At 72.8% G+C, this 13,745-nt stretch carries 11 protein-coding genes and 1 riboswitch; of the genes, 7 read left to right on the top strand and 4 right to left on the bottom strand.

What is annotated here, in order from left to right; genetic code table 11:
• Window positions 1-23: 23 nt before the first annotated feature.
• Both ABTY62_RS03125 and ABTY62_RS03120 read left to right on the top strand, forming a co-directional pair.
• Window positions 24-1,079, top strand: coding sequence for a LacI family DNA-binding transcriptional regulator (locus tag ABTY62_RS03125; RefSeq protein ID WP_352127604.1), 1,056 nt, complete (start codon window positions 24-26; stop codon window positions 1,077-1,079).
• A gap of 22 nt (window positions 1,080-1,101) precedes the next feature.
• Window positions 1,102-3,096 (top strand): DUF2264 domain-containing protein, encoded by a 1,995-nt coding sequence (locus ABTY62_RS03120; RefSeq protein WP_352127603.1) that lies wholly within the window; start codon window positions 1,102-1,104, stop codon window positions 3,094-3,096.
• 75 nt (window positions 3,097-3,171) lie between these two features.
• Here the strand turns inward: ABTY62_RS03120 and ABTY62_RS03115 are convergent, their stop codons facing one another.
• The gene (locus tag ABTY62_RS03115) at window positions 3,172-4,809 is read right to left on the bottom strand and encodes a cellulase family glycosylhydrolase (RefSeq protein WP_352127602.1); all 1,638 of its coding nucleotides are present in this window, start codon (window positions 4,807-4,809) and stop codon (window positions 3,172-3,174) included.
• A 338-nt stretch (window positions 4,810-5,147) separates the two neighbouring features.
• Here ABTY62_RS03115 and ABTY62_RS03110 point away from each other — a divergent pair, with 338 nt between their 5' ends.
• Together ABTY62_RS03110 and ABTY62_RS03105 are read left to right on the top strand one after the other, a co-directional pair.
• Window positions 5,148-5,381: a hypothetical protein gene (locus tag ABTY62_RS03110; protein WP_352127601.1), complete on the top strand. Its 234-nt coding sequence runs from the start codon at window positions 5,148-5,150 to the stop codon at window positions 5,379-5,381.
• 21 nt (window positions 5,382-5,402) lie between these two features.
• A riboswitch (guanidine-III (ykkC-III) riboswitch) is annotated at window positions 5,403-5,464 on the top strand.
• A gap of 12 nt (window positions 5,465-5,476) precedes the next feature.
• Window positions 5,477-5,791: a DMT family transporter gene (locus ABTY62_RS03105; protein ID WP_352127600.1), complete on the top strand. Its 315-nt coding sequence runs from the start codon at window positions 5,477-5,479 to the stop codon at window positions 5,789-5,791.
• 634 nt (window positions 5,792-6,425) lie between these two features.
• Here the strand turns inward: ABTY62_RS03105 and ABTY62_RS03100 are convergent.
• Entirely contained in the window at window positions 6,426-6,668 is a 243-nt protein-coding gene (locus tag ABTY62_RS03100; protein ID WP_352127599.1) for a hypothetical protein, read from the bottom strand.
• A 218-nt stretch (window positions 6,669-6,886) separates the two neighbouring features.
• Here ABTY62_RS03100 and ABTY62_RS03095 point away from each other — a divergent pair, with 218 nt between their 5' ends.
• Together ABTY62_RS03095 and ABTY62_RS03090 are read left to right on the top strand one after the other, a co-directional pair.
• Window positions 6,887-10,027, top strand: a complete 3,141-nt coding sequence (locus tag ABTY62_RS03095) for an amidohydrolase family protein (RefSeq protein WP_352127598.1) — start codon at window positions 6,887-6,889, stop codon at window positions 10,025-10,027.
• A gap of 340 nt (window positions 10,028-10,367) precedes the next feature.
• Window positions 10,368-11,450, top strand: a complete 1,083-nt coding sequence (locus ABTY62_RS03090) for a glycoside hydrolase family 62 protein (protein ID WP_352127597.1) — start codon at window positions 10,368-10,370, stop codon at window positions 11,448-11,450.
• A 111-nt stretch (window positions 11,451-11,561) separates the two neighbouring features.
• Here the strand turns inward: ABTY62_RS03090 and ABTY62_RS03085 are convergent, their stop codons facing one another.
• Both ABTY62_RS03085 and ABTY62_RS03080 read right to left on the bottom strand, forming a co-directional pair.
• Window positions 11,562-11,777 carry a tautomerase family protein gene (locus ABTY62_RS03085; RefSeq protein ID WP_311723285.1) on the bottom strand — a complete coding sequence of 72 codons (216 nt, stop codon included), beginning with the start codon at window positions 11,775-11,777 and terminating at the stop codon, window positions 11,562-11,564.
• A gap of 64 nt (window positions 11,778-11,841) precedes the next feature.
• Window positions 11,842-12,591 (bottom strand): SDR family oxidoreductase, encoded by a 750-nt coding sequence (locus ABTY62_RS03080; RefSeq protein ID WP_352127596.1) that lies wholly within the window; start codon window positions 12,589-12,591, stop codon window positions 11,842-11,844.
• Window positions 12,592-12,763: 172 nt separating this feature from the next.
• Here ABTY62_RS03080 and ABTY62_RS03075 point away from each other — a divergent pair, with 172 nt between their 5' ends.
• Window positions 12,764-13,636, top strand: coding sequence for an MmyB family transcriptional regulator (locus tag ABTY62_RS03075; RefSeq protein ID WP_352127595.1), 873 nt, complete (start codon window positions 12,764-12,766; stop codon window positions 13,634-13,636).
• The last annotated feature ends 109 nt before the right edge of the window (window positions 13,637-13,745 follow it).

Here is a 13,745-nt window from a genome sequence, read left to right as displayed (position 1 = left end):
GCGCGAGGAGATGAGGGAACGGCATGGCGGCAAGGGGGCGGGCCACGATCCGCGATGTGGCGGAGCGGGCGGGCGTGTCCGCGGCCACCGTCTCCCGCGCGCTGAGCGGCAACCACCCGGTGCCGCCCGCCACCCGCACCCGGGTGCTCCGCGCCGCGCGGGCCCTGGACTACGTGGCCAACGCGCATGCCCGCGCGCTGGTGGGCGGCGGCCGCAAGATGGTCGCCGTCGTGCTGCGCCAGGTCACCAGCCCCTTCTACGCGAAGGTCGCCGAGGGGGTCGAGGCCGAGGCGACGGCGCACGGCCGGCTGTGTCTGGTCGGCAGCACCGGGGGCGACCCGCAGCGGGAGCTGGAGTTCGTGCAGCTCATGCGGGAGGAGGGCGCCAGCGTGGTGATCCTGGCGGGCGGCGTCGTGGAGGACGACGCCTATCGGGAGCGCGTGGCCCACTACGCCCACGCCCTGGCGGCCGCGGGCTCCCGGCTGGTGCTGTGCGGACGGCCCGCGCCCGACCCTGACATCCCCGCGCTCGTCGTCGAGTTCGACAACGAGGCCGGCGCCAGGGCCATCACCGGCCACCTGGTCTCCACGGGGCACCGGCGGATCGTGTTCCTGGGCGGGCTGCCCGGGAACACGGCCCTGGACGCCCGGGTCGCCGGCTATCGCGCCGCGCTCGCCGCACACGGCCTGCCGCCCGAGGCCGCACACGTGGTCGACTGCGGCCTCGGCCGCGCCGCCGGACACCGTGCGATGACCGAACTGCTCAAAGACGGACCGGAGTTCACCGCGGTGTTCGCGGGGGACGACATGGTCGCCGCCGGAGCGCTGCGGGCCATCGCCGAGGCGGGCCTGCGCGTCCCCGGCGACATCTCCCTCGTCGGCTACAACGACATCCCACTCGCCCAGGACTTCAGCCCCCCGCTGACCACCGTCCACACCCCCGCCGAGGAACTGGGGCGGGTCGCGGTACGGATGGCCCTGCGCGATCCCGAAGAGACCGCCGACACCCACCAGGTGCTCGGCACCCACATCGTCGTACGCGACAGCGTGGGACCGCCCTCGCCCGAACGCGCACAGTGACACACGGAGGACCCGACCCGGCATGACCGCGCCGCATCTCTCGGTCGACACCAGCCACCCGCCGCGCCCCGACACCCGGCTCTCGCCGTACACGGGCTACACCCGCGCGCACTGGGAGGCCGCCGCCGACCGCCTGCTGACCGCACTCGTCCCGTATGCCTCCCCCGGCCTGGCCCAGTACCGGCTCCCCGGGCCGGCCAGCTACTCCGGCCCGTGGTCGGACGGGCTGGAGGGCTACGCCCGCTCGTTCCTGCTCGCCGCCTTCCGGATCGCCGGCGCCGGCGGAACCGACACCCCAGGCTCCACCGCGATCCAGGGGCTCATCGAGCGCTACGCCGCCGGTCTCGCCGCCGGCACCGACCCCCGCCACCCGGAGCGCTGGCCCCCCATCGCCGACCGTGCCCAGCCCATGGTGGAGGCCGCGTCCCTCGCGATCGCCCTGCACGAGACCCGCCCCTGGATCTGGGACCGGCTGCCCGACGCCGTACGCGGGCGGACCGCCGAGTGGCTGGGCGGATTCGTCGGCGCCACCGCCAACGACTCCAACTGGCGCCTCTTCCAGGTCATCACCGAGGAGTTCCTCGCCTCGGTCGACGCGCCGCACGAACGCGCCGAGATCGACGCGGGCCTGGCGCGCCTGGACGACTGGTACCGGGGCGACGGCTGGTACACCGACGGCGACGGCCGGAAGTTCGACTACTACAACGCCTGGGCCCTGCATCTGTACCCCGCCCTGTGGGCGCGCATCGCCGGGCCACGCGCCGACGCCGCCCTGGTCGCCGAACACCGCGCCCGGCTGCGCCGGTTCCTCGACACCCACCAGTACTTCTTCGGCTCCGACGGCGCCCCCGTCCACCAGGGCCGCTCCCTCACCTACCGCTACGCCACCACCGTGCCGCTGTGGGCGGGCGCCCTCACCGACGCCACCCCGCTGCCGCCCGGCCGCACCCGCAGGCTGGCCTCGGGCGCCCTGAAACACTTCGCCGACCACGGCGCGCCCGACGCGAACGGCCTGCTGAGCCTGGGCTGGTACCGCCCTTATCTCCCGGTCGTCCAGCCCTACTCCGGCCCCGCCTCCCCCTACTGGGCGAGCAAGGCGTTCCTCGGCCTGCTGCTGCCCGCCGACCACCCCGTGTGGACGGCCACGGAGGAACCCGGCCCCGTCGACACCGCCGACCAGTGTCTCGCCCTGCCCGCCCCGGGGTGGCTGCTGCACTCCACCGCCGCCGACGGGATCGTCCGCCTGGTCAACCACGGCAGCGACCGGCTGCCGCCCCCGCCCGCCCCCTCGCAGGACAGCCCGCACTACACCCGGCTCGGGTACTCCACCGCCACCGCGCCCGAGACCCCGCCCGGCGACGAACCGCCCGGCCCCGACAACCACATCACGCTGCTGTACCCCTCGGGCCCGTCCCGCCGGGGCCGTATCCATCCGCTGTACACCGAAGGCCGTCGCGCGGCGTCGTGGCACACCCCGCTCGGCGCGGACGGCGACGGGGGGCGGCACACCATCGCCACGGGCAGCGTGGTGCGCGGTCCCTGGGAGGTGCGGGTGCACAGCGTCCAGGCCCCGCCCGGCACCACCGTGCGGGAGGGCGGCTGGGCGGTGGCCTGCGACACCGCTCCACCGGCCGTGGACACCGGCCCCGGCTGGGCGCTGGCCCGCCGCCCCGACGGCCTGACCACCGCGCTCGTGGGTCTCCTCGGGTGGGCGGACGGGCCCGAACCGCCCGGCGGCGAGGTGGCGCGGGCGCGGGGCCACAACGCCTACGGCCACCACTCGGCCACTCCCCTGCTCACCCTGGAACGCCACCCCGGCGCCACCCGGCTGCTGGTCACCCTGGTCGTCCTCACGGCCGACCCCGCGGTGTGCCGCGACCTCCACGCCGTACGCTCCCGCGCCCGGGCCCGGTTGATGCCGGACGGCACGGTGGAGGTCCGGTTCCCGGACGGCGTGGTCGAGCGGGTGGCCCCTCCGAAGGGCGGCGGCGCCGGCCCGCCGGACGCGGGAACGTGATGGCCGCCGACGACGATTCCGACAGGGGAGGGCATGCCCGCGGGGCAGCCGCGGGCATGCCCTCCTCGTCGTACGTCAGCCGGTGGCGCAGGCGCTGCCGCTGAGCGTGAAGGCGGCCGGCGCGGAGTTGGTGCTGCCCCTGTTGGCGGTGAAGCCGACGGTGACCGAACCGGCGGCGGGGATGGTGGCCGTGTAGTCGGCGGGGGTGACGGTCACCGCGGCGCCGCTCTGCTGCGGCGTGCCGCCCCACATGTTGGAGATGGTCTGGCCGTTGGCGAAGGAGAATCCCAGGGTCCAGCCGTTGATGGCGGCGGAGCCGGTGTTGCGGATGGAGATCTCCCCCTGGAAGCCGCTGCCCCAGTCGCCCACGACGCGGTAGCCGACCGAGCAGGCTCCACCGGAGCCGCCGCCCTGCTGCGTGGTCACGCCGACCGTGGCCGAGCGGGCCGAGCGGTTGCCGGCCGCGTCCCGGGCGTAGACGGCGAAGGTGTACGCGGTGTTCGCGGTCAGGCCCGTGACGGTCGCCGTGGTGCCGGTCGACGTGGCGACCCGCGTCTCGGTGCCGCCGCTGACGCGGACGACGTCGTAGGCGGTGACGCCGACGTTGTCGGTGGCGGCGGGCCAGGTGAGGGTGGCGGAGGTGGCCGTCACGGCGGAGGCGGCCGGGGTGCCGGGGGCGGTCGGGGCCTGGGTGTCGCCGCCCGAGCCGCCGCCGAAGACAGTGGCCTCACGGGAGGTCTCGGCGATGCCGTTGGGGCCGTTGAAGACGCGCTTGCCCCAGTCGGTGAGCTTGTTGGGGTCGAAGTCGGTGGTCATGTCCAGGATGGGATCGGTGTTGCCGCTCCAGGACCAGGCCAGATATCCGAGCTTCAGCTGCTGCGCGGTGGCCATCATGGTGTTCTCGTCCGGGTCGCCGTACTGGTCGGGGGGCCCGCCGAACTCGCCGATGAGGATGGGCAGACGGGCGGTGACGAAGGCGTTCAGATAGTCGGTGATCTCCTGCGCCGTGTCATAGACGCTGTACATGTGGATCGAGAAGATCAGGTTGCCGGTGGAGTCGGCGTCGTAGACGGTCCGCGCGTTGGCCCGCATGACGCCCTGCCAGTCCTGGCCCCAGTTCGGGGCGTCCACCATGATCGTGTGCTGGAACCCGGCGGCGCGCAGCTTCTTCACCGCGGCGACGGTGGGGTCGGTCCAGCCGGCGGGGTTGGTGTTGCCCCAGGGCTCGTTGCCGATGTTGATGACGACGTAGTTCTCTTCGCCGGTGAGCACGCTCTTGAGGCCGATCCAGTAGTCGGCCGCCTGGTCGAGCGAAGCGGCCGCGGACTCCTCTCCGTAGCCGGTGGTGTCGTGCACCTCCAGCACGCAGATGAGCCGGTTGGCCTTGCACTGGGCGACGATGGCGGCCACGTCCTCGGCGCTGTTCTTGGTCCAGCGGTGGCCGTTGGAGAGGACGACGCGGACGGTGTTGGCGCCCAGGGCCTTGATGTCGGCCAGCGACTGCGTCTCGCCCGGGTACCAGGTGTGGGCGTGGTTGACGCCGCGCATGACGAAATCGTTGCCGTTGCCCTCCAGCAGACGGCCGTCGCTGATGTGGAGGCCGGTGGCCAGCCGGGCGCGCGACTCGGCGTGGGCGGTCTGGCCGAGGCCCACGATCCCGAGGAGACCGGCCAATACGGCCAGCAGGACAGCCAGGTTTCTCTTTCGTCTCATTGCGACTCCAAGGAGTGAGTGCCTGGTGCCTTATGCGATCGAATATTTGGGAGCGCTCCCATCAATGCATCACCCCCGGGACACGTCAAGGTGTCCGGCACCGGCCCGCCCTGTCCGCGCCCGCTTCCCCGGGCCCGTACCGGGCGGGTTCACACACCGCGCCTTGTTAGACGCACTTAAGGGTTTGTAGGGGCCTTTTTCATTACCCGCCATATACAGTCCCGCTTTATTGTTTACTTGGACTCAATAACCGGTCTGCGCCGTCTGACCCGCGTGCGGACGACCGGTCGCGGACGTGCCCGCTGCCGGGTACAGGCACACCGTGGGGACAACCGGATATGACCACGCCCGTCGTCACCGCCATCGCGGTCTACGAAGCCGGCAAGAAGGCGTACCAGGCCTACCAAAGGCCGACGATTCCGTATCTGCGCTATTCCGGGCAGCGGGACCAGGCGCTGGTGCGGGCGCGGGAGGCCGTGGACATCTTCACGGCACTCAACGCCACGGACCCCGCGGCCTACGGGCCGAAGCTGGAGGCGGCGAAGAAGCTTCTCGCCGACCTCCAGCCCTGAACGCGTGTGCGATGATGGCGGGCAGAGCCCAACCAGCTCCTGGACGAGATGCGCCGTACCCAGTCATGACAAGACGACGCGAGGAGTCGTCCGTCATGGCGTGGATCGTTCTGGTGGTGTCCGGAGTACTCGAGGCCGTGTGGGCCACGGCGCTGGGCAAGTCCGAGGGGTTCAGCCGCCCCCTGCCGACCGTGGTCTTCGGCACCGGCCTGGCACTGAGCATGGCGGGCCTGGCCTACGCGCTGCGAACGGTGCCCGTGGGCACCGGATACGCGGTCTGGGTGGGCATCGGCGCGGTGCTCACCGCGGGGTACGCCATCCTCTTCGGCGGTGAGTCCGCCTCCCCGCTGAGGCTGCTGTTGCTGGTGGGCATCATCGGCTGCGTGGCCGGTCTGAAGCTGGCACAGTGAGCGCGCTCGACGCCCGGGTCTGAGAGAACCGGGGGACGGCGTGGCACCGCTCCCCCGGCGCTCGCAGGAGACGTCACATGTCCGACCAACACACCCTGCCCACGCTCGCCCGCCCAGGGGCCTGTGCCGGGGACGCCGAGGCCGCGGCGGGCTGGGCCTGGGCGACCTGCCCCAACGATGCGTGCGGGTACAGCACCGGCCGGGACAACGCCGCCTGGCAGAGGATCGGCGCCCGCGGCCTCACCCACCAGCACAAGACCAGCCTCGACCGCACCGCCGGAACCTTCGTCATCCGCTGCGTGGTCGAGGCCCTGGACCGGGCGGGCACGGTCCAGCAGCAGACCCGGGACCGTACCAAGAGCGGCCCCACAGCAAAACGCCCTGTGCCCGGGAAGCGGCGCAGGCTCCCCACCCCACCCGACAACCGCACCCCGGCCAGGGCGCGGCCGGGTGGCAAGCGTCCGGCGGGGCGGACCCCCACGCACCCGACCCGCCGCAGCCGGCGGTGTCCACGGCAGCAGGGACCGAACACGATCGGCACCCCCGCACGGCATCGGCCGGACGGGGCCGGACTCGGGGCAGGCTTTCACCGCCACGCCCACACCACCCCCACCCGGGGACAACCGTGGCCGAGTCACCTTCCCGCACGATCCCGAACACCCGGGATCACCCAGGAACCCCAAGCCGATGAGAGACGCTCCCGGGGATCATGCCGAGCGCCACCGCCGACGAAGGCCACGAACAGCGCGGCCGCCGCGAGCAGATGCGCGCGCCGCAGCGGCATGTCCTCGAACCAGTGCCCGATCGGGCGCGGCGGGGCCGCGCCCGCCACCGGGCCGTTCCCCGCCCCCTGCATCGCTTCATCCACAGCACTCATCCGCTGTCCTCCCAGGCCTCACCACCGCGGCGACTCACCCTCTCCATCGAGGGTGGCGGCACCTTGGACAGCGTCGGCGGACGGGCTCTGTGCATGGCGCACAGGCGCACCGATCGTGCGTTTAGACCGGGTTCAGACCCATGTGCCACCGTGCCTGCGCCGGTCATTCACACCGTGACCGGGCAAGTGACCGAGCCTAGGGGGACACGGCGTTGGAGTTGTCACGCAGAACACTCATCCAGCGGAGCGGCCAGGCGGCGGTCGGGGCCGGCTGTCTGTGGCTGGGCGGCACCCTGGCCGGGATCGAGACCGAGGCGGCCGCGGCGTCCACCGCGCGGGGCACGGCGGAGGCGAAGGGCGACACCCGGCGGATCAGCGTCAGCCAGGCCACCAACGCCTCCGCCGCGCTCTCCCCCGATGGCCGGACCGTCGTACTGGACCTGCTCAACCTGCTCTGGACGGTCCCGGCCGACGGCGGTGAGGCCGGCCGGCTCACCGACATCGACCACGAGGCGACCGAGCCCGACTTCTCGCCCGACGGCCGCCATCTGGTCTACCAGTCGTACGCCGACGGCAACTTCCATCTCTGGCTCGCCCGCGCCGACGGCACCGGGGCCCGGCAGCTCACCAAGGGCAGCGCCGACCACCGCGAGCCGCGCTTCTCCCCGGACGGCAAGCGGATCGCCTACGCGGGCGAGACGGAGGGGCGCTACGCCATCCACGTCCTCGACCTCGACACCGGCGAGAGCAGGCTGTGGGCCTCCGGGGCGGACGCCACCGCGCAGGAGGCGCAGCCCTACTGGCGTCCCGACGGGAAGGCCATCGTCTTCACCAGCGGCAAGGGCGACGCCCCGCAGGCCGTCGTCCAGGTCGATGCCGACGGCGAGCGCACCGAGCTCGTCGCCGTCGCCAAGGGGCGGGTGGCGGGGCCGTCCCTGTCCCCCGACGGCACCAGGCTGGCGTATGTCCACCTCACCTCGTCGGCCGCCACCCTCGTCGTGGACGGGACGGATGTCTCCGACGACGGCGAGGAGGTGTTCCCGTTCGCCGCGCGCTGGATCTCCGGCGACGAGGTGTTCTACACGGCCGACGGAAAGATCCGCCGCCGGTCGCTCACCGGCGCCTCGGTCAGGGACATCCCCTTCACCGCCCACCTCACCGTGCCACGCGTCCCGGAGCGGCCCGCCCCGCGGGACTTCGACTCCACCGCGCCGCGCGAGGTCAAGGGCATCGTCAGCCCGTGCCTGTCGCCCGACGGCAGCCGGTACGCCTTCGCCGCGCTCGGCGACATCTGGGTCGGCCGCATCGGTTCCACGCCCAAGGCCGTGATCTCCGACGGGAACATCAACAGCGGCCTCGCCTGGCACCCCGACGGGTCCACCCTGGTGTATGTCAGCGACCGGGGTGGCGGCGCCACGACCAACCTGTGGCTCCACGACCTCGACAGCGGCGAGGACCGGCAGCTGACCGACCTTCAGGGCCAGCTGACCTGGCCGGTCTTCAGCCCCGACGGCAAGACCGTCGCGTTCTCCTTCTGGTCCAGCATCATGCAGACCGTCGATGTCGCCTCCGGCGCCGTACGCACCGTGGCCTGGGGCGGCAGGCCCGCCTTCTCCGCCGACGGCACCAAGCTGTCGTGCGCCGCGCTGGTGCCCGCCACGCCCCGCTACCGCGAGGGCGCCAACCGCATCCTGACCGTCGACCTCGCCGGCGGCGAGACCCGCTACGACGAGCCGGTGCCGGGGAAGTCCCTCGCGAACACCATGGACGCCGGGCCCGTCCACTCACCCGACGGCCGGTACACCGCGTACATCGTCGGCGGCACCGTGCACCTCAGCGCCCTCGACCCGGCCGGCCGGCCGACCGGCCCCGCCCGCGAGTTGAACGGCGAGACCGCCGACTGCCCCAGCTGGAGCGCCGACTCGCGCTCCCTGCTCTATCTCTCCGACGGCCGGCTGCGCCTCGCCGACGCCCGCACGGGCCGCGCGACCACGGTCCCGACCAGGCTGACCTGGCGCCAGGCCAAGCAGTCCGGGCGCACCGTCGTGCAGGTGGGGGCGGTCTGGGACGGCACGGCCGAGACCCTGCGGCACGACGTGGACATCGTCATCAAGGACAACCGCGTCGAGCGGGTCGTGGAGCGCGGTTCCGTCGACGGGGACCGCACCGTCGACGCCCGCGAGCTGACCGCGCTGCCCGGCCTGATCGCCCTCCACGAGCACGCGCCCTGGCTGATGGCCGAGACCACGAAGCTGTGGCTGTCCTTCGGCGTCACCACGCTGCGCTCCCCGGGCGGTCCGCACTATGAATCGGTCGAGGTCAAGGAGGCCATCGACGCCGGACGCCGCATCGGGCCACGCCTCTTCGCGGCCGGTAACGCGCTCGAGGGCTCCCGTTCCTTCTACGCCGTCGGCCGCCCCATCACGAGCGAGGAGGAGCTGACGCGGGAGGTGGCCAAGGCCGAGGCGCTCGGTCACGACCTGCTGAAGGCCTATGTGCGGCTGCCGTACGCGCTACAGCGCGCCGCCGTACGGGCGGTGCACCGCCTCGGCCTGCCCGCCACCTCCCACTACCTGTTCGGTCCGCTCGGCTTCGGCGCCGACGGCGTCGAACACATCGGCGGCACCAGCCGCTACGGCCGCCGCCAGAAGGAGACCCACCTCGGCCACACCCACCAGGACGTGACCGAGCCGCTCATCGCCTCCGGCATGGTCTTCACCCCGACGCTGGGGCTGTCCGGCGCGGGCCTGTCCGCCACCCGCGCCGCGCTGTACCGGTACGCCGGGTGGGCGGTCGGCGACCGGCGGCTGACGTCGCTGATGATGGAGGCGGAGTACGAGCAGTTCCGTACGGGAGTGGCCGACGCGCAGCAGAACGAGCCGGCCGACGAGCTGGCGTTCACCGCCCGGCACGGGGCGACGCTGCACCGGCTGCTGGAGGGCGGGGCGCGGGTCGGGGTCGGCACCGACAGCCCGCTGGTGCCCCCCGCGGTCTACTACCACCTGAACCTCCAGACGATGGTGCGGTACGGCGCCAGCCCGTACCAGGCGCTGCGCTCCGCCACCGTGACGGGCGCGCGGGCGCTGGGCATGAGCGCTCATCTGGGCACGATCGAGCCGGGGAAGCTCGCCGATCTGGTGCTGGTGGAGGGCAACCCGCTGAGCGACATCCAGGCGGCCGCGGCGGTGCGGCAGGTGGTGCTCGGCGGCGTGGTGCACACGGTGGACGACCTGGTGGCGTCGGGGTCGAAGACGGGGCGCGCCGCCTCCGCGCGGGGCGGCAAGTCCGCGGCGACGGCCGCCCGGACGGCCCAGGGCGTGCCGCCGGACCTGGCCCTGGTTCGCCCCGCCTGCTGCTGAGCGGCCCGCCGGCGAGCGCGCCCCGGGCGTGCTCGCCGGTTCCGGCCGGACCGCGAGCCGCGGGGCCGGTGGGCCGGGTGGTGCGAGAGGTATTGACGCCGTCGGCGCTTCGCCTATCATCCTTGACGTCCGAAGGCCCGGCCATGATTCGACATATCGAACGGACCGGGTCGGGGACAGGGGTCTGTGTCCGCCGCCACCCCGCGCCGGGACAGGCCGAGCACGACAGCGCCCGCGTCATCCGTTCCGGTAAGGCCCTCCCCACGCGCCACCGTTCCGGACCCGCAAGGGAGCACCTGGTGTTCGTGCGGCGGGCCCCGGCCGTCTCTTGGAGCCCCCCATGCTTCCACCGCGACAACGCTCACACCCGCGCCCCTGCCACGCGGCCCTCGTCCTCCTGCTGGGCCTGGCGATGTCGTTGTTCGCCATCCCCATGGAGTCGTCCTCCGCGGCGGGCCGGGACACCCAGGCGGCCCCGAAGGCCGCCGCCGCGCTGCCGAGCAGCTTCCAGTGGTCCTCCACCGGCCCGCTGCTCGCCCCCAAGCCCGACGCCGCCCACCCCGTCGTCTCCGTCAAGGACCCGACGGTGATCCAGGCGAACGGCAAGTGGCACGTCTTCATGACGACCGCGAACACCTCGGGCGCCTGGAGCATGGCGTACACCAGCTTCACCGACTGGTCGCAGGCGGGCTCGGCCCCGCTGACCTATCTGGACACCAACCCCAACATCGGCACCCGCTACGCCGCCGCTCCCCAGGTGTTCTACTTCGCGCCCAAGGGGCTGTGGTACCTGGTGTACCAGACCGGCCCGCCGTCGTACTCCACCAGCACCGACCCCGGTAACCCCAAGAGCTGGTCGACGCCCAGGACCTTCACCAACGGCGCCCCGGCCAACACCCTCGACTACTGGGTCATCTGCGACGACACCATGTGCTACCTGTTCTCCTCGGACGACAACGGCCATCTGTTCCGCTCGGAGACCACCGTCGGCGAGTTCCCCAACAACTTCCGCAACAGCCAACTCGTGCTTCAGGACTCCAAGTTCGCCCTGTTCGAGGGCGACGCCGTCTACCGCGTCCAGGGCACCAACACCTACCTGCTGATGATGGAGGCCATCGGCAGCAACGGCAGGCGGTACTACCGCTCCTTCACCGCCCAGGGACTCACCGGCCAGTGGCAGCCGCTGGCCGCCACCGAGGCCAATCCGTTCGCCCGCAGCAACAACGTGTCCTTCCCGTCCGGCGCCTGGACCCAGGACATCAGCCACGGCGAACTCATCCGGACCGGAAACGACCAGACCATGACCATCAACTCCTGTCGGCTGCAATTCCTCTACCAGGGCATGAACCCCTCGGCCGGCGGTGACTACTCGCAGCTCCCCTGGCGTCTTGGACTGCTCACCCAGACGAACAACACCTGCTGAACGAGGCCATGCCCCGGGCCCGCGCCCACGCGACCGCCGTACGCCACCGGGCGGTCCGCGGGGCGCGAGGTCCGCGGACCGTGCCGGTACGGGCCCGGCGCCGCCGGCGCGTCAGCCTTCGGGGTGCCGCTGGAGCATGGCGAGGGTCAGGACGTCGCCGCCGATCCCCCAGCCGCCGTCCGTGACCTCCTCGACCAGAACCATGGTGTTGGCGCGGGCGCGTTCCCCGTAGATCTCGACGTACAGCTCGGTGGTGCGGGTGACGATCCGCTCCTTCTGCTTCTCGTCGAGGCTTCCGGCCGGGACCTTGAAGTTCGCGAACGGCATGATGACTCTCTTCCGGTGTGTGGGACGGGTGTGCGGGGTGAACGGGACGGGTGTGCCGTGGCCGTCAGACGATGCCGCCGTTGGCGCGGATGACCTGGCCGTTGACCCAGTGGCCGGCCGGCGAGGCGAGAAAGGCCACGACCTCCGCGATGTCGGCGGGGGTGCCGAGCCGCTCCAGTGGCGGCATGGCGGCCATCCGGGCGACGGTCTCCTCGTCCTTGCCCTCGAGGAACAGATCGGTGGCGGTGGGGCCGGGGGCGACGGTGTTGACGGTGATGTCCCGGCCGCGCAGCTCGCGCGCGAGGATCATGGTGAGTGCCTCGGCGGCGCCCTTGCTCGCGCTGTACGCCCCGTAGCCGGGCAGGGCCAGACCCACCACGGACGTGGAGAACGTGACCAGCGCCCCGCCACGGCGGATCCTGCGGGCCGACTGCTGGGCGACGACGAAGGTTCCGCGGATGTTGGTGCGGTGCAGCGCGTCGAGCTTCGCCAGGTCGAGGTCGGCGACGGGGGCCAGATACATCCGGCCGGCCGCGTGGACGACGACGTCGACACCGCCGTACTCGGCCTCCGCGGCGTCGAAGAGCGCCGCCACCTGCTCTTCCTCGGCGACATCGGCCTGGACGGCGATCGCCCTGCCGCCGACGGCGGCGATCTCCTTGACGGCGGCCTCGGCCAGCTCGCGGTTGCCCGCGTATCCGACCACGACGGAGTATCCGTCGGCGCCCAGCCTGGTCACGGCTTCGCGGCCGATTCCACGGGAACCGCCGGTGACGATGGCGACACGGGTCGGCGCGTTTTCCTCGGGGGGCATGGGGACTCCTGGGAGACGTTCGGTCGTGGAGCGGGGACACGGCGTCGGGTGCCGTGGCTTCCCCGCTTGTGTCTCCAGCGTGCGCCGGTGCTCCCGGGCCGGCCAGGGCTGACCCCACCCTGGGGTTGCCGTCCCCTGGATCGGCGCGCCGGGGCGCGGGACGATGGGGCCTGTGAACCATGCCGAACTCGCAGCGTTCCTGAAGTCCCGGCGCGACCGGATCCGCCCGTCCGACGTCGGACTGCCCAGCGGGCCCCGGCGCCGGGTGCCGGGGCTGCGGCGCGAGGAGGTCGCCCAGCTGGCCGGGCTGTCCGCGGACTACTACACCGAGCTGGAGCGCGGGCGGGGCGCCCAGCCCTCGGCGCAGGTGCTGGCCGCGCTCGCCCGGGCGCTGCGGCTGAACGGTGACGAGCGGGACCACCTGTTCCACCTGACGGACCGGCCGGCCCCGCCCGCGACACACGGCCCGAGCGCGCATGTCCAGCCCGGCCTGCTCGGCCTGCTGGACCGGCTCACCACCACCCCCGCCCAGGTCATCACCGATCTGCACGAAACCCTTGTGCAGAACCCCCTGGCCGTCGCGCTGCTCGGCCGGCCCCCGGCGGTGCGCGGCCGCGCGGCGAGCTTCGTCCACCGCTGGTTCACCGACCCGGAAGCCCGCACGGTCTACCCGCCCGAGGACCACCCCCACCACTCCCGGGTGTTCGTCGCCGACCTGCGGGCGGTCGCGGCCCGGCGCGCCGGTGACGCCGAGGTGGGCCGGATGGTTGCCGCGCTGCGCCGGCACAGCCAGGAGTTCGCCACCCTCTGGGACACCCGGGACGTCGCCCTGCGGCGGGTCGACCGCAAACGCATCGTCCACGCCGCGCTGGGCGTCATCGAGCTGGACTGCCACAGTCTGTTCAGCGAGGACGGACGCCAACGCCTGCTGTGGTTCAGCGCCCCGCCAGGCACCGAGGGCGCCGCCCGGCTGGAACTGCTCTCCGTCATCGGCACCCAGGACATGACGGCCGACGCGGCCGGACGCGAGCGGCCGAAGCCCTGACCGCCCGGCCCCTGCCCGCGTGCGGTCAGGACCCCGCGGGATAGGCTGCGCTCTCGCGGGCCCGCGCCCGGTGGCAAGGGCGCGGCGGACTGGGTGGTTTGAGAAGGCT

The organism is Streptomyces sp. NPDC097640 (assembly GCF_040302705.1).
Taxonomy (GTDB): Bacteria; Actinomycetota; Actinomycetes; order Streptomycetales; family Streptomycetaceae; genus Streptomyces.
This window is presented reverse-complemented; position numbering and strand designations above follow the sequence as displayed.